This is a genomic window from Streptomyces sp. NBC_00247 (assembly GCF_036188265.1).
In the GTDB taxonomy this organism is placed as follows: Bacteria; Actinomycetota; Actinomycetes; order Streptomycetales; family Streptomycetaceae; genus Streptomyces.
In genome coordinates, this window is record NZ_CP108093.1 from 3,466,267 (window position 1) to 3,487,142 (window position 20,876).

Consider the following 20,876-nt stretch of genomic DNA (forward strand, 5'->3'; position numbering starts at 1 on the left):
GGGCCGGAGATCCCCGGCCCGACGGGGCAGGGACACGAGAGACGAGGTAGGGACGATGGCGGTCCGGGAGATATTCGCGGGAATGCCCTGGTGGGTGAAGTGGATCGCGGTGCCGGTGATCGCGATCGTGGTGTTCGGCGGGCTGATCGCCAGCGTGGTGACCTTCGTGGTCGCGCTGCTCTTCAAGGTGCTGCTGTTCGTCATCCTCGTCGGCGGCCTGATCTTCGTCGTGCGGAAGTTCCTCTCGTCCTCCTCGGACTCCCGGAAGGACTGGTAGGCGCGGATGCTTCGGGCGCGTACCCCGGCGCCCGCGAGCGGTGCCGGTGCGGACGGCCCGGGAAGGCTCGCGTCGGGCACGATGGTCACGGAGAGTCGCGCGGATTAGCCCGGCAGAGCTAAGCGAGTCCCGAAACCGCCCCACGAATGGCCCTGGCGGCTACAGTGGCGCTTCGCTGCCGCCGCCCGGGAGATAACTGTCCGTCACCATCCTGACCAATGGTTCCGCGACAGTCGAGAGTGCGCCCCGGGCTCGCGGCACGCCCGTGGGGGCGGCCTCCACGGGAGGGCTGACCGCCCGTCACCATGCCTGGGGGTGACCGTGACCACGGCATCGACCACCACTGCTCCGACGCTGATCGGTTCGGTCCAGCGGGCCCTGAGACTGCTGGAGGCGGTGGGCACCCATCAGGACGGCGCTCCCGCAAAGCAGTTGGCGCGGGAAGCGGGTCTGCCCCTGCCGACCACCTACCACCTGCTGCGCACGCTGGCCCACGAGGGTTATCTCCGCCGGGAGAACGGTGTCTTCGTCCTCGGCGCGGCAGCCGAGCGGATGTCCGGCCGGGCGGCCGAGGAGAGCAGGCGCGGCAGGCTCAACGACTCCCTCGCGCGGTGGTGCGACGAGCTGGGGGCCCCGGTGTACTGCGCGGTCTACCGCGAGGGCGAGATCGAGCTGGTCGCCGTGGCGGACTCGGCCGCGACACCGGCCGTGGACGAGTGGGCCCCCTTCGCGGAGACCGGACACGCGCACGCCCTGGGGCAGTGTCTGCTCGGGCAGCTCGACGAGGAGGCGCGGGAGGACCATCTGCTCCGCCATCCGGTGCGTCCGCTGACCCGTTACTCAGTGCGAGATCGCCCGGTCCTACTTGAGCGATTGCGTTCGATGGAGCGTATGAAACCTGTCATTGAGCGACAGGAGTACGCACTCGGAACAGTCTGTGCCGCCATCCCCATCACCGCAGGTTCGGCCGTCGCGGCGATGGCCATTTCTCTACCCCTGGACCGGCAGGACCAGTTGCTCCCCGCAGTCGAACAACTACGTGGCGAAGTGGCGCGGCTCTTGCGTTCGTTCGTGTTCTCTATCAGTATCTGAAAAATCACTCCTTGTGATCTGCTATCGCGTGCACCACGATGGCGTCAATAGGGCCATGGGGGATCATTCCTGGCCAGATTCATCTACTGCGGGGTTGAACGATGCGCGAGTCGGTTCAAGCAGAGGTCATGATGAGTTTCCTCGTCTCGGAGGAGCTCTCGTTCCGTATTCCGGTGGAGCTCCGGTACGAGGTGAGCGATCCGTACGCGATCCGGATGACCTTCCACCTGCCGGGTGACGCCCCTGTCACCTGGGCTTTTGGCCGTGAGCTCCTGCTCGACGGCCTCAACAGCCCCAGCGGCGACGGCGATGTGCACATCGGTCCCACCGAGCCGGAGGGGCTCTGCGACGTGCACATCCGGCTCCAGGTCGGCGCGGACCGGGCCCTGTTCCGGGCCGGGACGGCACCGCTCGTGGCGTTTCTCGACAGGACGGACAAGCTGGTGCCACTGGGGCAGGAGCACACGCAGGGTGACTTCGACGGGAATCTCGAAGAGGCGCTCGGCAGGATCCTCGCCGAGGAGCAGAACGCGGGCTGACAGGCTGTCAGCCCGTTGCCTTTTGGGCCTCGCGCTCACGCCTTGCGGCGGCGGCCCCTCCCGGTCCGTACGGGTGCAGGAGCTTCGGCTTCCGCGCCGAGCCCTGTACGGTCCGCGGACACCACCAGAGCGGCGAGCACCGTCGTGACGGGCACCGAGGCGACCAGTCCGATCGAGCCGACGAGCGTACGGACGATCTCCTCCGCCACCAGCTCGCTGTTGGCGACCGTGCCGACACTGCTCTGCGCGATCGAGAACAGCAGCAGCAGGGGCAGCGCCGCGCCCGCGTACGCGAGCACCAGGGTGTTGACCACCGAGGCGATGTGGTCGCGCCCGATCCTGATGCCCGCCCGGTAGAGCCCGCGCGCACCCATGGTCGGGTTCGCCTGGTGCAGCTCCCACACCGCCGACGTCTGTGTGACCGTCACGTCGTCCAGGACCCCGAGCGAACCGATGATGACACCGGCCAGCAGCAGCCCGCTCATGTCGATGTCCGGATAGAGGCCGTGGATGAGGCCGGTGTTGTCGTCGGTGTTGCCGGTCAGTCCCGCCCAGCCGATGAAGACCGAGCCCAGCAGACCGATCAGCACCAGCGAGATCAGCGTGCCGATGACCGCCACCGAGGTGCGGGCGGTCACTCCGTGGCAGGTGTACAGCGCGATGAGCATGATCGCGCTCGCCCCGACCACCGCCACGAGCAGCGGGTTGGAGCCCTGCAGGATCGCGGGGAGGATGAACAGGGTCAGCACGGCGAAGGAGACCGCGAGTGCCACGAGCGCCATGACGCCCTTGAACCGTCCCACCACCACGACGGCGACGGCGAAGATGCCGGCCAGCAGCGCCATCGGAAGCTTCCGGTCCACGTCGGTGACCGAGTACTGCAGGTCGTGCGGGGCGTCCGGCGCATATGCCAGGACCACCCCCTGACCTTCCCTCAACTGCCGTGAGGCTTCCGGCTGGACGATCTCGGCGAAGGTGCGGCCCTTGTCGTTGCCGCTGGTCACCTCGATGGTGGCCTTCTTGCAGTCGCCGTCCTCCGTCACGGCCGGGCCGCCGCCCGTCGACGTGGCACCCGTGGCGGGCACCTGGGCGGCGTTGACGTCCGCGCAGTCCACCCGTTCCACCTTCACCACCTGTCCCTGCTCGGTCTGCCGGTCGAAGCCCACGCCGGTGCGCTCGTGCGCGGGAGTTCCGCCGGGCCAGAGCACCACCAGGCCGACGACCACCGCGGCGGCGAAGGGGATCAGCACGCATGCGATGACCTTGCGCAGATGGGTCGAGACGGGCGCCGCCGGGCCATGGCTGTGCGCATGGCCGTGTGAGGGGTCCTGAGGTTCTGGAGTGTCCTGGGAGGAGTTCACCGGGCGATCATCGCAAGAACGGGGGAGGCCCTCTGGTCAGCACGGCCGGGCGGGCGTTAGCGTGGTGGCACCTTTGCACACGCGGGAGCTCGGAGCACCGGGCTGAGAGGGCGCTGACCTCGTGATTCCTCACGGGACAGGCTGCGCCGACCGCCGAACCTGTTACCGGGTAATGCCGGCGTAGGGAGTAGGTCTCATGACCACATCGGACGCGATCACGCCTGTCTCCAGTTCGAACGAGAACGTCGGGGCGGGTAAGTCCATCGGCTGGCACAAGGGGTACGTCGAGGGCTCGCGCCCCGGCCTCCGGGTGCCGGTCCGTCAGGTGCACCTGACCAACGGCGAGGACGTGACGCTCTACGACACGTCCGGTCCGTACACCGATCCCGCCGTCACCACCGACGTCCGCCGGGGCCTCGCCCCGGTGCGCGGCGGCTGGATCGAGGGCCGAGGGGACACCGAGGAGTACGAGGGGCGCCCGGTCCGGCCGGAGGACGACGGCCGCTCGCCCGCCTCGCGCGACGGCCTGCGCAACCTCGACGCGGTCTTCCCCGGCGGCGCGCGCAGGCCCCGGCGCAGCCGTGACGGACGTCCCGTCACCCAGCTCGCGTATGCCCGGCGGGGGGAGATCACCCCCGAGATGGAGTACGTCGCGATCCGCGAGAACGTCGCCCCGGAGGTCGTCGGCGAGGAGATCGCGGCAGGCCGGGCGGTGCTGCCGGCCAATGTGAACCACCCGGAGATCGAGCCGATGATCATCGGCAAGCGGTTCCTGGTGAAGGTGAACGCGAACATCGGCAACTCCGCCGTGACCTCCTCCATCGAGGAGGAGGTGGAGAAGATGACCTGGGCGACCCGGTGGGGTGCCGACACGGTCATGGACCTGTCCACCGGCCGCAACATCCACACCACCCGTGAATGGATACTCCGGAACTCCCCGGTGCCCATCGGTACCGTCCCGCTCTACCAGGCCCTCGAGAAGGTCGACGGCCGTGCGGAGGAGCTGACCTGGGAGATCTACAGGGACACGGTCGTCGAGCAGGCCGAGCAGGGCGTGGACTACATGACGGTGCACGCCGGCGTGCGCCTGCCGTACGTCCCGCTCACCGCTCGTCGTAAGACCGGCATCGTCTCCAGGGGCGGCTCGATCATGGCGGCCTGGTGCCTCGCGCACCACAAGGAGTCGTTCCTCTACGAGAACTTCGAGGAGCTGTGCGAACTCCTCGCGACGTACGACGTGACGTACTCGCTCGGGGACGGACTGCGGCCGGGTTCCCTCGCGGACGCCAACGACGAGGCCCAGTTCGCCGAGTTGCGTACCCTCGGCGAGCTCAACACCATCGCCAAGCGGTACGGCGTGCAGACGATGGTCGAGGGCCCCGGGCACGTCCCGATGCACAAGATCAAGGAGAACATCGACCTCCAGCAGGAGATCTGCGAGGAGGCGCCGTTCTACACCCTCGGCCCGCTGACCACCGACGTCGCACCGGCGTACGACCACATCACCTCCGGGATCGGGGCGGCGATGATCGCCTGGTGGGGCACGGCGATGCTCTGCTACGTGACCCCCAAGGAACACCTGGGGCTCCCCGACCGGGACGACGTGAAGACCGGGGTCATCACCTACAAGATCGCGGCCCACGCCGCCGACTTGGCCAAGGGGCACCCGGGAGCGCAGGACTGGGACGACGCGTTGTCCGACGCCCGCTTCGAATTCCGCTGGGAGGACCAGTTCAACCTGGCGCTCGACCCGGACACCGCACGCGCGTTCCACGACGAGACGCTGCCCGCCGAACCGGCCAAGACGGCGCACTTCTGTTCCATGTGCGGGCCCAAGTTCTGTTCGATGAAGATCAGCCGGAGCATCACCGAACAGTTCGGCGGTGACGCGGCCGCCACTCCCCAGGAGATCGAGGCCGGGATGCTGGAGAAGTCGAAGGAGTTCGCGGCCTCGGGCAGCCGCGTCTATCTGCCGCTCGCGGACTGAACCGCCGGACCGGCCGCCCGCTGCCTCCGGGGGGAGGCGGCGGGCGGTGCTCGCCTGCCGGGCCCTCCCCCGGTTGGTCTTCGTACTGGTCGGCGGGGTGGTCGCGGACCGGATGTCACGGTCCCGGCTGATGGTGGCGGCCGATGCCACCGGGGCCGCCGCCTACGCAGGGCTGGCGGCGACGGTGCTGAGCGGCCACACGCCCCTGGGGCGATGTGCGCGCTGGCGGTGCCGGCGGCAGTACACCTTCGTGGTGGCCGCGCTCAACGCCATGCTGGGCGTGCTCGGTCCGCTGGTCGCCGAGGAGGAGTTCGGCGCGCGGGCCCGGTCGGTGCTGGTGGCCGCCCAGGCGCTGGGCATGATCGCCGGGGCCGGGGCGTCGGCCCGTCCGCGGGTGGGGCGTCCCGTCCTCGTCGCGGTCCTCGCGACCTTTCCCGCCGCCGCGCCCATCGCGCTCCTCGGCGCTCACGCCTCGCTCGCCGTGATCGCCGCGGCCATGTTCTGCGCGGGAGTGGCCGGTGACGTCTTCGCCGTGCTCTGGTCCACGACCGTGCAGCGGGAGATCCCGGAGGACACCCTCTCTCGGATGAGTTCGTACGACCTCTTCGGCTCGCTCGCCTTCGCCCCGCTCGGGCTGCTGGTCGCGGGGCCCGTCGCGGGCGCGGTGGGGTCGGGACCGGCGCTGTACGGCTGCGCGGTCCTGGTGGTGCCGGCCACCGCGGGAGCTCCGCTCTCGCCCCAGGTGCGAGGGCTGAGGGCAGCGGGCCCCGAGGGGCGGGTCGCGGTGGCCGGGGTGGGCCGAACGGGGGCGGGGTGCGGCAGGACGCCCTGGCGAGGTGCGGCAGGACGCCCTCCACGCCCGCCCCCGTGGGTCAGGCTCCCGCGTCGGATTCCGGGGTGCCGGGGCCCGGACCGCCGATGCCGGGGCTCCCGAAGCCGGGGCTGTCGAAGTCCGGGCTGCTGAAATCGGGGCTCGTGAAGGAGGGCCGTGGGCTCTGGCGCGAGCCGTCCTGCGGGTTCGAGAAGTCCGGGCTGCTGTATCCGATCTTCGGGATGCGGTTCGGAGACTGCCGGGGGACGCGGGCGGCCGGCGCGGCGGCCGGGTCGTCCAGCGCGTCGCGGAGGAACGGGAGTATGCCGCGCTCCAGCAGGGCGTGGCGCCAGGCCTCCCGGGCCCGGGCGATCTCCTCCGGGATGTCGTCCTCCTCCATGGCGACGGCCAGCTCGTTGGAGCTGTTGCGGAGCGCCGTGACCAGCAGTCCGACGGCGGCGGCGAGTATCGCCAGCGCGGCGAGGGCGGCGAAGAGCCACCCCGCGGTGACCATCGGACCCGCGACGGACAGGGACGGGCTCACCGCCTTCAGGAGATAGCCGATCAGCAGGAAGATCACCGCGGCGGAACCCGCGAGGAGCGGGGCGAGCGCGGTGACGACCGCGCCGACTCCTACGCCCTCGCCCGTCCGGCCCGGAGGGTCCCGCACCTCGTCCGGCTCCTGGTCGGCGTCCCCGGTCCGGACCCGGAGCTCCCCGCGCGCCTTCACGTAGTGCTCGTACTCGGTGGCGGCTGCCGCGGTGATCAGCGCGGTGGCGCTCAGCGCCATGGTCCGCAACTGCTCCCGGTTGAGCCGTTCCCCGACTCCGGCCAGATCCGGGCGCTCGTGCGCGTGGCGCAGCGCGTCGCCGAGGATTCGCTCGTACTCGGGCCGGTCTTCGGCCAGCAGGTGCGGAGCGCTTGTCATCTGCATCCCCCGATGCTCCGTGGCGCCCGAATACCCACGCATGGCAGGGCATTTCGGTCGAAACGGAGGAGAGCCTGCTACTGATACGCCGATGGTAGAGCGCCCAGGGCGAGGGGTGACAGGGTGTTTCCGGAAATAGGCCCGCCGACCGTGAACGATCAGGTCGACGGAGCCCTACCCGGTGGAATGTCAGTCATGCAGGGGGAGTTGGGCGACCAGCAGTTTTCCGGCCATGGTCACTCCGCCGTCCATGGCGATGGCGAGCCCGTCCGCGTACACGTGCGGTCCGTGCACCAGCGGCCCCGCGCCGTTCTCGCCGTCCTCCGAGCCGACCTCGCCCAGGAGGTAGGGGATGGGGCTGTGGCCGTGGACGACCCGCCGGCCGCCGTACGCGGCCATCAGTTCGCGTACCGCCTGCGCGCCGTCGTCGTCCCGGAACGCGAACCGCTTGGTGAGTTTGCGGAACAGGTCCCAGCACTCGTCCGCGTCGTTACGGGTGAGGATGGCGTGGACCGTGTCGTTGACGTCCTCGATGGTCGCCCCGTAGTCGAGGTACGCCGTCGTGTCGGAGTGCATCAGCAGATGCCCGTCCTCCTCCACGACCGCGTCCAGCCGCGACATCCACTGCAGGTGGACGTCGCGCAGCCGGTCCATGTCGTGCTTCTGGCCGCCGTTGAGCAGCCAGGCCGCCTGGAAGGTGGCCGTGCCGGCGCCGGAGTTCACCGGGGTGTCCGCGAACCGCTTCGCGCCGATGAGCAGCAGTTCGTGGTTGCCCATCAGCGCCTTGCAGTAGCCGCCCGCGGCGGCGGCCTCGGCGGAGAGCTGCATGACCAGGTCGATGACGCCGATGCCGTCGGGGCCCCGGTCCGTGAAGTCGCCGAGGAACCAGAGCCGGGCGTTGCCGGCCGACCAGTTGCCGTTGACGTCGATGAGGCCCTGGTCGGCGAGCGCGGCCTTCAGCTCGTCGAGGTAGCCGTGCACGTCGCCGACGACGTAGAGCGGGCCGAGTCCGTCGGCCCCGCCGGGACCCGCTTCCGGCACGGCTGCCACGACGGGCGCACCGGCCGGGGTGATCACGGGCAGATCGCGCTCGGTCGGCGTGTAGCCCTCCGGCACCCCGCCTTCGGGAACGGCGTTCCCGGGATGCGTGAGCGCGACGTCCGGATGCGGGTCCTCTCCGGGCATGGTCGTGCGCGCGTACGGCGGAACGCGGAAGTCGCGCAACGTCGCCGTACGCACCACGGGTTCCTGACCGGCCCTCTGAGTCATCGACCCCTCCACCACCGTCGCGCCGCCGTACACCTGACGGGCCATGCCTGGTAGAGGTGGTCCGCGGTGTCGTTCGCCCATCATAGGAACGCGGATCGCCCCGTGTGACGCACCAGGGGCGGTGAATCCGGGCGAGTGCGCCGTTCACCTGTCCATTGGTCCGGATTAATCCGTTCAGTCCCTGCTCGGAGAGCGTGGCGCGCTCACCGTCGTGCGGGGCGGCCGGCGCTGCGAGGAGGTCCGGACGATGAGCTCGGTCGGTATCACCTGCTCGACCGGTCCGTCGTGTTCGACGCCCTCGATCGCGTCGATGAGGAGCTGCACCACGGCGGTGCCGATGCGGCGCGGCTTCAGCGAGAGCGTGGTGATGGGCGGCTCGGTGGTGGCGTAGACCGTGGACTCGCTGCAGCAGACCAGCAGGAGGTCGTCGGGGACCCGCAGGCCGTACCTGCGGGCCGCGGCGAGCAGATCGGTGCCGTTGGGGTCGAAGAGGCCGTAGACGGCGTCCGGGCGGTCCGGGCGGGCGAGCAGCCGGTCGGCGGCCACCGCCCCGGCGCACGGGTCGTGGGCCGGGTAGGACTCGTACACCGGGTCCTGGCCCACGCGCTCGCACCAGTGCAGGTACGCGGTGGTGGAGAGCCTGGTGTACGTGTCGGTCGTGGTGCCGGTGAGCAGCCCGATCCGGCGGGCGCCTGCCGCGGCGAGGTGGTCGAGGAGGTCGAGCACGGCCGCGCGGTGGTCGTTGTCGACCCAGGCGGTCACCGGGAGCGATCCGGCGGGCCGGCCGTCGGAGACCACGGGCAGGCCCTGGCGGACGAGTTCGGTGACCACCGGGTCCTGGTCCGAGGGGTCGATGACGACGGTCCCGTCCAGGGCCACGTTGGACCAGACGTCGTGGCGCGAGGTGGCGGGGAGGATCACGAGGGCGTACCCCCGGGCGAGCGCGGCCGAGGTCGCGGCCCTCGCCATCTCCGCGAAGTACGCGAACTCGGTGAAGGTGAAAGGTTCATCCCCGTACGTGGTCACGGTCAGGCCGATCAGGCCCGACTTGCCCGTACGGAGGGTGCGGGCCGCGGCCGAGGGGCGGTAGCCCAGGCGTTCTGCGACCTCGCGGACGTGGCGGCGGGTGGCGTCCGGGAGCCTGCCCTTGCCGTTGAGCGCGTCGGAGACGGTCGTGATCGATACCCCCGCCGCGGCGGCGACGTCGCGAATGCCCGCGCGTCCTGGCCGGCCGCTGCGCCGGGGGGTCTCGGTCCGGCTCACCTGGTGCTTCCCTGCTGCTGTCATGGCGAGCCGATAGTAGGGCTCGGGAGGCCAACTCGACCGGACGCATATGCAACTGTTGACAGGCACGTTTCTGCAAGGTCATTCAGGAGTGATTGCCTTGTAAAGCAAGGGAGTTGGCAGGAAGGGGCCGGATGTGTCATGCATCCATCGGTCCGAGTCGACCCAGAGGGTGGTGGAGGGAAGAGGTATCAACTCACCACTTCGAGGGATGCGCGCCACGGCGCGAGCCACCGGCGTGTGACGGAGCGTACGCACGCCCCCTCTCGATGTGCCCCGTTCGTCGCGTTCCGTGGCCGAACCGGGTGTCCTGCGGCCGTCCACCGTGCCGGAGCGGTGCCGGCCGCTCCCGTTCGCGGGTCGGAGGCCCGGCGCCTCCTCATAAGGTGAGACGCATCGAAGTGCGTCGACGGTCGAGGAGAACCCGTGGTGAGCGAGACGAACCCCAAGCTGCGCCCTGAGCTGGACGGTGTCCCCGCCTACGTGCCGGGCCGGCCGGCCTCCCAGGACGGGCCGGTCGCCTTCAAGCTGTCCTCCAACGAGAACCCCTACCCGCCGCTGCCCGGCGTGCTGGAAGCCGCGCTCGCGGCCGCCTCGGAATTCAACCGCTACCCCGACATGTCCTGCGCGGGCCTGACGGAGGAACTGGCCGACCGATTCGGGGTGCCCCTGGGGCACCTCGCCACCGGAACCGGCTCGGTGGGCGTGGCGCAACAGCTGCTTCAGGCCACCTCCGGGCCCGGCGACGAGGTGATCTACGCCTGGCGGTCCTTCGAGGCGTACCCGATCATCACGCAGATCAGCGGGGCGACCTCGGTGAAGGTTCCGTTGACCGACGGGGATGTCCACGACCTCGACGCGATGGCGGACGCCGTCACCGACCGGACCCGGCTGATCTTCGTCTGCAACCCCAACAATCCGACCGGGACGGTGGTCCGCCGGGCCGAGCTGGAACGGTTCCTCGACCGGGTCCCCTCCGACGTGCTGGTGGTGCTCGACGAGGCGTACAAGGAGTTCGTCCGTGACGCCGATGTCCCCGACGGCCTGGAGATCTACCGGGACCGGCCCAACGTCGCGGTGCTGCGCACCTTCTCGAAGGCGTACGGGCTGGCCGGACTGCGGGTCGGATTCGCGGTGGCGCACGAGCCGGTGGCGGCGGCGCTGCGCAAGACGGCCGTGCCCTTCGGTGTGAGCCGGATCGCCCAGGACGCGGCGGTCGCGTCGCTGCGGGCCGAGGACGAACTGCTGGGACGGGTCGGCTCGCTGGTGGTCGAGCGGAACCGGGTGCACCGCGGGCTGGTGGAGCAGGGCTGGACGGTGCCGGAGAGCCAGGCCAACTTCGTCTGGCTGCGGCTCGGCGAGCGTACGGGCGACTTCGCCGCGTTCTGCGAGCGGGCAGGGGTGGTCGTGCGGCCGTTCGCCGGCGAGGGCGTACGGGTCACGATCGGCGAGAACGAGGCCAACGACCTCTTCCTGAAGTCGGCGGAGGCGTTCCGCGCGCGGCTGTAGCCCGCCCTCCTGACGTCCCGCGCGCGGCTGTGGCCCGCGCTGCCGGCGTTCCGCGCGCAGTCGTGGTCGCGCGCTGCTGGCGCCCCGGGCGCCGAGGCGGGGTGTCGCGGCCGTCTCCGGAGCGCCGTTCCGGTGGCCCCGCCCTCGGTCTCTCCCGAAGGCGGGGCCACTCGTCCGCGATGCGTCGCGGGCGAGACCGCGCGGCGTCGCCCGCGATGCCAGTGGTTGTCCTGAAACCGCCGGTGCCCGTCGGTTCTGTCCGGAGCCGGGCGGGCACGTTCAGGAGGGGACCCCCCGTTCGAAGATCCGGAAGCGTGTGCGCCATACTTTGCTTGTGAATGTGAACGCGTTCACAAGCGCACCCCGATTGGTCCCGTATGGGTGGGATCAATCGGGCGAACCGCGGCTGTCACTACGGCGACGTAAGGAGACGACGACGTGGAACTAGCTCTGGCGCCCGAGACGATGGCGCGCTGGCAGTTCGGCATTACGACCGTCTACCACTTCCTCTTCGTCCCCATGACGATCTCCCTCGCCGCACTGACGGCGGGGCTGCAGACGGCATGGGTCCGGACCAACAAGGAGAAGTACCTCAAGGCCACCAAGTTCTGGGGCAAGCTCTTCCTGATCAACATCGCCATGGGCGTGGTCACCGGCATCGTCCAGGAATTCCAGTTCGGCATGAACTGGTCCGACTACTCGCGGTTCGTCGGTGACGTCTTCGGTGCGCCGCTGGCCTTCGAGGCGCTGATCGCCTTCTTCTTCGAGTCCACCTTCATCGGACTCTGGATCTTCGGCTGGGACAAGCTGCCCCGGAAGATCCACCTCGCCTGCATCTGGATGGTCTCGCTCGGCACGATCCTCTCCGCGTACTTCATCCTGGCGGCCAACTCCTGGATGCAGCATCCGGTCGGCTACCGCATGAACAAGGAACGCGGACGCGCCGAACTCACCGACTTCTGGCACGTGCTGACGCAGAACACGGCGCTCGCCCAGTTCTTCCACACCATCACGGCGGCCTTCCTGGTGGGAGGCGCCTTCATGGTCGGGATCGCCGCTTTCCACCTGGCGCGCAAGAAGCACATCCCGGTCATGCGGACCTCGCTGCGGCTCGGGCTCATCACGGTGGTCGTCGCCGGCCTGCTGACCTCCATCAGTGGTGACCTGCTCGGCAAGGTGATGTTCAAGCAGCAGCCCATGAAGATGGCGGCGGCCGAGGCGCTCTGGGAGGGGCAGGAGGGCGCGCCCTTCTCGATCTTCGCGGTGGGCGACGTCTCCGAGGGCCGCAACGACGTCGAGATCTCGGTCCCCGGAGTGCTCTCCTTCCTCGCCGACGACACCTTCACCTCGTACATCCCGGGCATCAACGAGCTGAACGAACAGATGCGGGAGAAGTACGGTCCGGGGGACTACCGGCCCAACATCCCCGTCGCCTTCTGGGGCTTCCGCTGGATGATCGGCTTCGGGATGGCCTCCTTCGGACTCGGCATCCTCGGGCTCTGGCTGACCCGGAAGAAGTTCATGCTGCCGCCGGGTATGCGGACCGGCGACGACGAGGTGCCGCATCTGGTCCTCTTCAAGAACAAGGCCCTCAGCCCGAAGCTCACCAAGCTGTACTGGCTGGTCGCGCTCTGGACCCTGCTCTTCCCCCTGATCGCCAACTCCTGGGGCTGGATCTTCACCGAGACCGGACGGCAGCCCTGGGTCGTCTTCGGGGTGCTCAAGACCAAGGACGCGGTCTCCCCCGGCGTCTCGCAGGGTGAGGTGATCACCTCGCTGATCGCCTTCACCCTGATCTACGCGATCCTCGCGGTGATCGAGGTCAAGCTGCTGGTGAAGTACATCAAGGCCGGACCTCCCGAACTCACCGAGGACGACCTCAACCCGCCCGCCACGATCGGTGGTCACGACGCCGCCGACGCCGACCGGCCGATGGCCTTCTCGTACTGAGAGGAAGGAGCGGAACGATGGAACTCCACGACGTCTGGTTCGTCCTCATAGCCGTCCTCTGGACCGGTTACTTCTTCCTGGAGGGCTTCGACTTCGGCATCGGGGTCCTGACCAAGGTGCTGGCCCGTGACCGCAAGGAGCGTCGGGTCCTGATCAACACGATCGGACCCGTCTGGGACGGCAACGAGGTCTGGCTGCTCAGCGCCGGAGGCGCCACCTTCGCGGCCTTTCCCGACTGGTACGCCACCCTCTTCTCCGGCTTCTACCTGCCCCTGCTGATCATCCTGCTCTGCCTGATCCTCCGGGGCGTCGCCTTCGAGTACCGGGCGAAGCGACCGGAGGAGCGCTGGCAGACCAACTGGGAACACGCGATCTTCTGGACCTCGCTGATCCCCGCCGTCCTCTGGGGCGTGGCCTTCGGCAACATCGTGCGCGGCGTCAAGATCGACGCGCACATGGAGTACGTGGGCGGGTTCTGGGACCTCCTCAACCCCTTCGCACTGCTCGGCGGGGCGGTGACGCTCACCCTCTTCACCTTCCACGGAGCGGTGTTCGCGGCCCTGAAGACGGTCGGGGAGATCCGCGTCCGGGCCCGGAGGTTCGCGCTGCGGCTGGGGTTCCTCACCGCGGTCCTGGCGCTGGGCTTCCTGATCTGGACGCAGGTGCGCACCGGTGACGGCTGGTCGCTGCTCGCGATGGCCGTCGCCGTCCTGGCCCTGGCCGGAGCGATCGTGGCCATCGCCGCCGGGCGTGAGGGCTGGTCGTTCGCGCTCTCGGGGCTCACCATCACCGCGGCCGTGGCGATGCTCTTCCTGGCGCTCTTCCCGGACGTCATGCCGTCCTCGCTGAACGGCGCGTGGAGCCTCACCGTCACCAATGCCTCGTCCACGCCCTACACGCTCACGATCATGACCTGGTGCGCGGGGATCGCCACGCCCCTGGTCCTGCTCTACCAGGGCTGGACCTACTGGGTGTTCCGCAAGCGCATCGGCACCCAGCACATCGCCGACGCGCATTAACGCGTGTGGTGGAAGTCCCGCCTGTCCGGCGGCGGTCCGACCGGCCGCCGCCGAACACCGGGCGTCGAGCCGCCCGTACCGGCCGCACCGAACTGCAGGGGATGTTTCACGTGAAACCGATCGATCCGCGTCTCTTCCGGTACGCCCGTGCCACCCGCTTCTTTCTGATGGCCGTGGTGGCGCTGGGCGCGGTGGGTGCGGTGCTGGTCATCGCCCAGGCGATGTTGGTGGCCGAGATCGTGGTCGGCGGGTTCGAGGACGGGCTGAGCGTCTCCGGTCTCCGTACCCCCCTGATCCTGCTGGTCGCCGTCGCGGCGGGCCGGGCGCTGGTCGCTTGGCTCACCGAGCTGGCCGCGCACCGGGCGAGTGCGGCGGTCAAGTCCGAGCTGCGTGGCCGGTTGCTGGAGCGGGCCGCACAGCTCGGTCCCGGGTGGCTGGACGGGCAGCGCACCGGGTCGCTCGTCGCCCTCGCGACCCGCGGTGTCGACGCGCTGGACGACTACTTCTCGCGCTATCTCCCGCAGCTCGGACTCGCGGTGGTGGTACCCGTCGCGGTCCTCGCGCGCATCGTCACCGAGGACTGGGTCTCGGCCGCGATCATCGTGATCACGCTGCCGCTCATCCCCGCTTTCATGATGCTGATCGGCTGGGCCACCCAGTCCCGGATGGACCGGCAGTGGAAGCTGCTCTCCCGGCTCTCCGGCCACTTCTTGGACGTGGTGGCAGGGCTGCCCACGCTCAAGGTCTTCGGCCGGGCGAAGGCACAGGCCGAGTCGATCCGGAAGATCACCTCGGAGTACCGGCTGGCGACCGTGCGGACCCTGCGGATCGCGTTCCTCTCCTCCTTCGCGTTGGAGCTGCTGGCGACCCTCTCGGTGGCCCTCGTCGCCGTGACGATCGGCATGAGGCTCGTCAACGGCGAACTCGACCTCTACATCGGCCTGCTGGTGCTGATTCTCGCCCCCGAGGCGTATCTGCCGATCCGTCAGGTCGGCGCGCAGTACCACGCGGCGGCGGAGGGGCTGTCGGCCGCGGAGGAGATCTTCGCCGTGCTGGAGACCGAGCTCCCGGTGGCGGGTACGGCGGACGTGCCGGGGTCGCTCCGTATCGAGCTGGCCGGGGTGACGGTCCGGCACCAGGGCCGGATCGGGGCCTCCCCGGCGGATGCCTCCCTGGTGGTCGAGCCGGGGGAAACGGTGGCGCTGGTCGGCCCGAGCGGGGCCGGCAAGTCCACGTTGCTCGATGTGGTCCTCGGCTTCACGTCGCCGGACGCGGGGGCCGTACGGGTGGGTGGCGTGGATCTCGCCACCCTCTCTCCCGAACGCTGGCGCGAGCACATCGCCTGGGTCCCGCAGCGTCCTGTCCTCTTCGCCGGCACCGTCGCGGAGAACGTGCGCCTCGCCCGGCCGGACGCCGACGACGCCGCCGTGGCCGCCGCGCTGCGGGACGCGGGTGCCCACGAGTTCGTCGGCCTGCTGCCCGAAGGGGAGCGGACCCTCCTCGGGGAGGACGGCGCCGGGCTCTCCGCCGGGCAGCGCCAGAGGCTCGCGCTGGCCCGCGCCTTCCTCGCCGACCGGCCGGTACTGCTGCTCGACGAGCCGACCGCGAGCCTGGACGGCGCGACGGAGGCGGGCATCGTGGACGCGGTGCGCCGACTGGCCCAGGGCCGTACCGTCCTGCTGGTCGCGCACCGCCCCGCGCTGCTGCCGCTGGCCGATCGCGTCGTGACGCTGGAGCCGGCCGCCACCGGCGAAGCCGTCGTGGGTACGGGGCCTATCGGTACGGAACCCGGGGACGCGGAGACACCCGCGCGGTCGGCACCCGCCCCCACCACCCCCGAGACCCTGCGGGAGACCGAGACCCTGCGGGGGAACGAAAGCCTGCGGGAGACCGAGGACCTGCGAGAGACCACGCCCCGTACCGGCGAGGTGCTCGCACGGGTCCGCGCGGCGGCGGGCGCCCGGCGCCGGCGGCTGGCCCTCGCCCTGCTGCTGGGCAGCCTCGCGCTCGGCTCCTCGGTGGGGCTGATGGCGGTGTCCGGCTGGCTGATCTCCCGCGCCTCCGAACAGCCCCCGGTCCTCTATCTGATGGTCGCCGTCACCGCGACCCGCGCCTTCGGCATCGGCCGGGCCTTCTTCCGTTACGCCGAACGTCTCGTCTCCCACGACACCGTGCTCCAGCTGCTCGCCGAACTGCGCGTCGCCGTCTACCGAGGGCTGGAGCGTGTGACACCCGCCGGACTGCGCACCACCCGCCGGGGCGACCTGCTCTCCCGGCTGGTGGCGGACGTGGACGAACTCCAGGACTACTGGCTCCGCTGGTTGCTGCCCGCCGGTACCGCCGTGGTCGTCGGCCTGGCCTCGGCGGGCTTCCTCGGGATGCTCCTCCCGGAGGCGGGCGTGGTCCTCGCCGTAGCGCTGCTGCTCGCCGGAGCGGGTGTGCCGCTGGTCAGCGGGGCGGTCGCCGACAGGGCGGAACGCCGGCTCGCCCCGGCCCGTGCCGACCTCGCGGTCCGGGTCACCGACCTGCTCGGCGGCACGGCCGAGCTGACCGTCGCCGGTGCTCTGCCCTCGCGCACCGCGCGGGTGCGGGAGGCCGACGGGGTCCTCACCCGGATCGCCGCCCGCGCCGCTTCCGCCACCGCGCTCGGCGGTGGTCTCTCCTCGCTCCTGAGCGGGCTGACCGTGGTCGCCTGTGCCCTGGTGGCGCTGCCCGCCGTGCACGGCGGACGGCTCGGCGGCCTGGAACTCGCGGTCGTCCTGCTCACCCCGCTCGCCGCCTTCGAGGCCGTGAACGGGATGCCGCTCGCCGTGCAGTACCGACGGCGGGCCCGCCGGAGCGCGGAGCGGGTGTACGAGGTGCTGGACGCCCCCGTCCCCGTACGGGAACCCGCCCACCCCGCCCCGGCCCCCGTCACCCCCTTCCCACTGGAAGTACGCGGCCTGACGGCCCGCTACCCGGAAGCGGAGCGGCCCGCTCTGGACTCGGTCGACCTGACCCTGGAGCAGGGGCGCCGGATCGCCGTCGTGGGCCCGTCCGGCTCCGGCAAGACCACCCTCGCGCAGGTCCTGCTCCGCTTCCTGGACGCGGAGCGGGGCACCTACCGGCTCGGCGGCACGGACGCCTCCGCGCTCGACGGCGACACGGTCCGTCGGTACGTCGGGCTCTGCGCCCAGGACGCGCACGTCTTCGACAGCTCGGTACGCGAGAACCTGCGGCTCGCCCGCACCGACGCAACCGAGGAGGACCTGCGGAACGCGCTCGCCGGGGCGCGGCTGCTCGACTGGACCGACTCGCTGCCGGACGGGCTCGACACCCTGGTGGGCGAACACGGCGCCCGGCTCTCCGGCGGCCAGCGGCAGCGCCTCGCGCTGGCCCGCGCCCTGCTCGCCGACTTCCCCGTCCTCGTACTCGACGAGCCCGCCGAACACCTCGACATCGCCACGGCGGACGCGCTGACCGAGGACCTCCTCGACGTCACCCGAGGGCGCACCACCGTGCTCATCACCCACCGTCTGGCAGGCCTCGACGCGGTGGACGAGGTCGTGGTGCTGGACGGCGGACGCGTGGTCCAGCGCGGCACCCACGCCGAGCTGGCCGCGGTGGACGGGCCGCTGCGCCGGATGCTGGAGCGCGAACGGGAGGCGGACCTGCGCGCGGTGCGCCCGCTCGAACCTGCCGGAACGGTGGCTGCCTGAGCCCCACCCCGAGGAGGCCGGCCACACGGGCCGCCCCGCCCCGCCCGGTCCTGTCCCGTCCGCGGCCCACCCGCCGAAGGGGATGATTCCGACTTTCCGTGCGCAGGGTCCCTCCGTACGCTCGACGCATGGCAGAGCGGCAGGGGCACCGGCAGGGCGCGGCGGACCGCGGGGAGGTGAGCCGGAGCGCCTGGGACCAGGAATCGCTCGAAGCGGCCACCCGGGCCGCCCGCGATCTGCAAGGGCTCTCCCCCGAGCTCACCGCCCGAGTGCCGCAACTGCTGGAAGCCATGCGCTCGGTCGGTACGGGCCTGGAACTGCACTCCACGCTCGACCGCATCTGCGAGACCGCCGCCGAACTGGCCCACGCCCGGTACGCCGCGATCGGTGTCGTGGACGAGTCCGCCGAAGGGCTCCTCGACTTCGTCACCCACGGCATGTCGGCCGAGGAGGCGCGCGCGATCGGACGCCCTCCCAGCGGCCACGAAGGGCTCCTCGGGGCGCTCATCCACGACCCGGCTCCGGTGATGCTGACCGACCTGACCGCCGACCCGCGCTACGCCGGGTTCCCCGCGGGGCATCCCCCGATGCGCACCTTCCTGGGCGTCCCCATCAGCGTCCAGGGGCAGATCTTCGGCAATCTGTACCTCGCCGAGAAACACCACGGCGGTGAGTTCAACGAGTACGACCTGCACATGGTCCGGGTGCTCGCCACGGAGGCGGGCATCGCCATCGGCAACGCCCGCCTCTACGAGGCGGCCCGTCAGCGCGAGCGGTGGATCGACGGATCGGTCGCGGTCACCACGGCGTTGCTCGCGGGCGGGGACGCGGACGACGCTCTGAGCGTCGTCGCCGAGCAGGCCCGCAGGCTGGCCGGCTCGGCCGCCGGTGCCGTTCTGCTGCCGGTGGGAGAGGACGGGGCGGACGGGCTGGAAGTCGTCGCGGTCGCCTCCGACGATCCCTCCACCTCGCTGGGCGTGATCATCGGGCCGGAGAGCCCGGTGGTGTCCGCGCTGCTGGCCGGGGAGCCCGTGTTCATCGACGACGCCGCGACCGACCCGCGCCTGATCAGCCGCGCGTCCGAGCGGTACGGCCCGAACATGCTGCTGCCGATGCGCAGCGACGGCCGGATGCTCGGGGCGCTGTCCATGCCCCGGGCGCAGGGGCAGCGCCCGTTCAGCGCGGCGGAACGCACCCTCGGGGTGCAGTTCGCGGCACAGGCGGCGCTGGCGCTGATGATGGCGGAGGCGCAGCGCGACCGGGAGCGGCTCGCGGTGTACGAGGACCGCGACCGGATCGCCCGGGACCTCCACGACCTGGTGATCCAGCGGCTGTTCGCCACCGGGATGATGCTGGAGAGCGCTCAGCGCCGCTCGGTGGTGCCGGAGGTGCGGGAGGGCGTCGGCCGGGCCGTGGACGAGCTGGACATCACCATCCAGGAGATCCGCACCGCCATCTTCGCCCTCCAGCAGGAGCCCGCCGAGGCGCCGTCCGGGCTGCGGGTCCGAGTGCTGCGCGAGGTCAACATGGCGTCGGTGCCCCTCGGCTTCACGCCCTCGCACCGCTTTCTGGGGGCGATCGACACCCTGGTGGGCGAGCTCACCGGGAAGAACCTGATCGCGGCCCTGCGCGAGGCCCTCTCCAACGCCTTCCGGCACGCCCACGCCTCGCGGATCGAGGTGGTCGTCGACGCCACGGCCACCCTGCCGGACGGGCGGGACGCCGTCCGGCTGACGGTCTCGGACGACGGAGTCGGTATCCCGGAGGGCGGCCGCCGGAGCGGTCTGCGCAACCTGGCCCGCAGGGCTGAGTCGCTGGGCGGGGCGAGCTGGTTCGGCCCGGGGCTCGGGGAGGACGGCGGCGGTACGTCGGTGGTCTGGGAGGCGCCGCTCTGAGGCCCCGGTGTCCCCGGTCGTCGGTGAGGGCGTCCGGCCGGAAAGCTGTCCGGCGGGGGCGGCGCCCGGCGGGAGCGGCGGGCGCGAGCTGTCAGCGGGCGGCGAGGAGGCGTTCGAGGACGACCGCCACACCGTCCTCCTCGTTGGTGAGCGTCCGTCCCGACGCGGCGGACACGGCGGCCGGATGGGCGTTGGCCATCGCGTACGAGGTGCCGGCCCAGTTCAGCATCTCGACGTCGTTCGGCATGTCGCCGAAGGCGACGACCTCCTCGGGCAGCACCCCGCGCTCGGCGCAGTACTCCGCGAGCGTGCGGGCCTTGGAGACGCCCGCCCCACCGGCCTCCAGCAGCGCGGAAGGGCTGGACCGGGTGAAGGAGACCCGGTCCCCGGCGGCCTCGCGGGCCAGGGCGAGGAAGGCGTCGGGGGCGATCGCCGTGTGGTGGGCGAGTAGCTTCAGCACGGGAGCGCCCGCGCCCGGTGTCTCCTCGTCCAGCAGCTTCTCCACGGGGGCCACGGTCGCCCAGGGGTTTTTGTGGAACGGCGGGTAGAGCGGTTCGTAGTGGAGGCCGGTGGTGAACTCGACCGCGAACGTGGTGCCGGGCGCGGCGGCCCGTACCCGGTGCACGACGTCGAGTGCTTCGGCCCGGCCGAGCGGGTGGACCCTGATCAGCCGGCCACCGGCGCTCAGGTCGACCACCGCGGCGCCGTTCGCGCAGATCGCGGTCCCGTGTTCGGGCAGGTGGGACACCACCGCGTCCATCCATCGGGGCGGGCGCCCCGTGACGAAGAGGACGTGCACGCCCGCGCGTTCGGCTGCCACGAGGGCGGCGATCGTGCGTGCCGACAACGTCTTGTCGTCGCGCAGCAGCGTGCCGTCCAGATCGGTGGCTATCAGCCGGGGCACGGCGGCAGGCGGTGCGTCGGTAGGCGTGGTCACCCTGCCATTCTCCCGCATTCGGTGCACGGGCGTGCAGGGGGGCGCACATATGAGTGCCACGCGCCTCTGATCAGGAAGATAGACCTCCGGCATATGCCAACCCGCAGCCGAGCGATCTTGTGCGGGTGCGGGTGCGGGTGCGGGTGCGGGGTGCGCGGGGCCGGACGCGGATGGCGGGCGTGCGGGTGCGCGGGTGCGGGTGCGCGGACTCCGGCGTCCCGGCCCGCGGCCCGGCGCCCCGCGCGAGACGGACGGCCCGCCGGATCGACTCCTCGCGCAGAGTACGTGCGCGGCAGATCCTGGTGCCGCCTGCGGCCCGC

General features: G+C 71.1%; 15 protein-coding genes. 10 read left to right on the forward strand and 5 right to left on the reverse strand.

Annotated features, from left to right (window positions below; all coding sequences use genetic code 11):
• Window positions 1-55 precede the first annotated feature (55 nt).
• The 3 genes from OHT52_RS14755 to OHT52_RS14765 all read left to right on the forward strand — a co-directional run bounded on the left by OHT52_RS14755 (window position 56) and on the right by OHT52_RS14765 (window position 1,908).
• Complete coding sequence (locus OHT52_RS14755; RefSeq protein ID WP_328720607.1) at window positions 56-277, forward strand: DUF5326 family protein; 222 nt, start codon at window positions 56-58, stop codon at window positions 275-277.
• 321 nt (window positions 278-598) lie between these two features.
• Complete coding sequence (locus OHT52_RS14760) at window positions 599-1,369, forward strand: IclR family transcriptional regulator (protein WP_328723744.1); 771 nt, start codon at window positions 599-601, stop codon at window positions 1,367-1,369.
• 101 nt (window positions 1,370-1,470) lie between these two features.
• A complete protein-coding gene (locus OHT52_RS14765) occupies window positions 1,471-1,908 on the forward strand; it encodes an SsgA family sporulation/cell division regulator (RefSeq protein WP_266706557.1) in 438 nt (145 codons plus the stop codon).
• Between the two features lie 35 nt (window positions 1,909-1,943).
• Here OHT52_RS14765 and OHT52_RS14770 read toward each other — a convergent pair whose 3' ends face one another.
• Window positions 1,944-3,269: a YibE/F family protein gene (locus tag OHT52_RS14770; protein ID WP_328720608.1), complete on the reverse strand. Its 1,326-nt coding sequence runs from the start codon at window positions 3,267-3,269 to the stop codon at window positions 1,944-1,946.
• A 196-nt stretch (window positions 3,270-3,465) separates the two neighbouring features.
• Here OHT52_RS14770 and thiC point away from each other — a divergent pair, with 196 nt between their 5' ends.
• Window positions 3,466-5,256 (forward strand): phosphomethylpyrimidine synthase ThiC, encoded by a 1,791-nt coding sequence (thiC, locus tag OHT52_RS14775; RefSeq protein ID WP_328720609.1) that lies wholly within the window; start codon window positions 3,466-3,468, stop codon window positions 5,254-5,256.
• Window positions 5,257-5,302: 46 nt separating this feature from the next.
• Entirely contained in the window at window positions 5,303-6,220 is a 918-nt protein-coding gene (locus OHT52_RS14780) for a hypothetical protein (RefSeq protein ID WP_328720610.1), read from the forward strand.
• On the opposite strand, the gene OHT52_RS14785 is transcribed toward OHT52_RS14780, so the two are convergent.
• From OHT52_RS14785 to OHT52_RS14795, 3 genes are all read right to left on the reverse strand, one after another.
• On the reverse strand, window positions 6,129-7,001 hold the full coding sequence (locus OHT52_RS14785) for a hypothetical protein (protein ID WP_328720611.1): 873 nt from the start codon (window positions 6,999-7,001) through the stop codon (window positions 6,129-6,131). The two genes, OHT52_RS14780 and OHT52_RS14785, sit on opposite strands and share 92 nt — an antisense overlap.
• Window positions 7,002-7,184: 183 nt before the next feature.
• Window positions 7,185-8,264: a metallophosphoesterase gene (locus OHT52_RS14790; RefSeq protein WP_328720612.1), complete on the reverse strand. Its 1,080-nt coding sequence runs from the start codon at window positions 8,262-8,264 to the stop codon at window positions 7,185-7,187.
• A gap of 174 nt (window positions 8,265-8,438) precedes the next feature.
• Window positions 8,439-9,551, reverse strand: coding sequence for a LacI family DNA-binding transcriptional regulator (locus tag OHT52_RS14795; RefSeq protein ID WP_327176775.1), 1,113 nt, complete (start codon window positions 9,549-9,551; stop codon window positions 8,439-8,441).
• Between the two features lie 426 nt (window positions 9,552-9,977).
• On the opposite strand from OHT52_RS14795, the gene hisC reads away from it, so the two are divergent.
• The 5 genes from hisC (at window position 9,978) to OHT52_RS14820 (ending at window position 19,619) form a co-directional block, all read left to right on the forward strand.
• Window positions 9,978-11,057 carry a histidinol-phosphate transaminase gene (gene hisC, locus OHT52_RS14800; protein WP_328720613.1) on the forward strand — a complete coding sequence of 360 codons (1,080 nt, stop codon included), beginning with the start codon at window positions 9,978-9,980 and terminating at the stop codon, window positions 11,055-11,057.
• Between the two features lie 438 nt (window positions 11,058-11,495).
• A complete protein-coding gene (locus OHT52_RS14805; RefSeq protein WP_328720614.1) occupies window positions 11,496-13,007 on the forward strand; it encodes a cytochrome ubiquinol oxidase subunit I in 1,512 nt (503 codons plus the stop codon).
• A 17-nt stretch (window positions 13,008-13,024) separates the two neighbouring features.
• Entirely contained in the window at window positions 13,025-14,026 is a 1,002-nt protein-coding gene (gene cydB, locus OHT52_RS14810; RefSeq protein ID WP_328720615.1) for a cytochrome d ubiquinol oxidase subunit II, read from the forward strand.
• Window positions 14,027-14,136: 110 nt separating this feature from the next.
• Window positions 14,137-17,724: a thiol reductant ABC exporter subunit CydD gene (gene cydD / locus OHT52_RS14815; RefSeq protein ID WP_328720616.1), complete on the forward strand. Its 3,588-nt coding sequence runs from the start codon at window positions 14,137-14,139 to the stop codon at window positions 17,722-17,724.
• Window positions 17,725-17,852: 128 nt separating this feature from the next.
• Window positions 17,853-19,619: a GAF domain-containing sensor histidine kinase gene (locus OHT52_RS14820; protein WP_328720617.1), complete on the forward strand. Its 1,767-nt coding sequence runs from the start codon at window positions 17,853-17,855 to the stop codon at window positions 19,617-19,619.
• A 91-nt stretch (window positions 19,620-19,710) separates the two neighbouring features.
• Here OHT52_RS14820 and OHT52_RS14825 read toward each other — a convergent pair whose 3' ends face one another.
• Entirely contained in the window at window positions 19,711-20,574 is an 864-nt protein-coding gene (locus tag OHT52_RS14825) for a Cof-type HAD-IIB family hydrolase (RefSeq protein ID WP_443046580.1), read from the reverse strand.
• Window positions 20,575-20,876: the final 302 nt, after the last annotated feature.

What these genes read in the sequence shown, in the direction of transcription:
- OHT52_RS14825 (WP_443046580.1), bottom strand. Translation starts at nt 20,574, where the DNA reads ATGCGGGAGAATGGCAGGGTGACCACGCCTACCGACGCACCGCCTGCC.
- OHT52_RS14765 (WP_266706557.1), top strand. Translation starts at nt 1,471, where the DNA reads ATGCGCGAGTCGGTTCAAGCAGAGGTCATGATGAGTTTCCTCGTCTCG.
- cydB (WP_328720615.1), top strand. Translation starts at nt 13,025, where the DNA reads ATGGAACTCCACGACGTCTGGTTCGTCCTCATAGCCGTCCTCTGGACC.
- OHT52_RS14755 (WP_328720607.1), top strand. Translation starts at nt 56, where the DNA reads ATGGCGGTCCGGGAGATATTCGCGGGAATGCCCTGGTGGGTGAAGTGG.
- OHT52_RS14795 (WP_327176775.1), bottom strand. Translation starts at nt 9,551, where the DNA reads ATGACAGCAGCAGGGAAGCACCAGGTGAGCCGGACCGAGACCCCCCGG.
- thiC (WP_328720609.1), top strand. Translation starts at nt 3,466, where the DNA reads ATGACCACATCGGACGCGATCACGCCTGTCTCCAGTTCGAACGAGAAC.
- OHT52_RS14785 (WP_328720611.1), bottom strand. Translation starts at nt 7,001, where the DNA reads ATGCAGATGACAAGCGCTCCGCACCTGCTGGCCGAAGACCGGCCCGAG.
- OHT52_RS14820 (WP_328720617.1), top strand. Translation starts at nt 17,853, where the DNA reads ATGGCAGAGCGGCAGGGGCACCGGCAGGGCGCGGCGGACCGCGGGGAG.
- OHT52_RS14790 (WP_328720612.1), bottom strand. Translation starts at nt 8,264, where the DNA reads ATGACTCAGAGGGCCGGTCAGGAACCCGTGGTGCGTACGGCGACGTTG.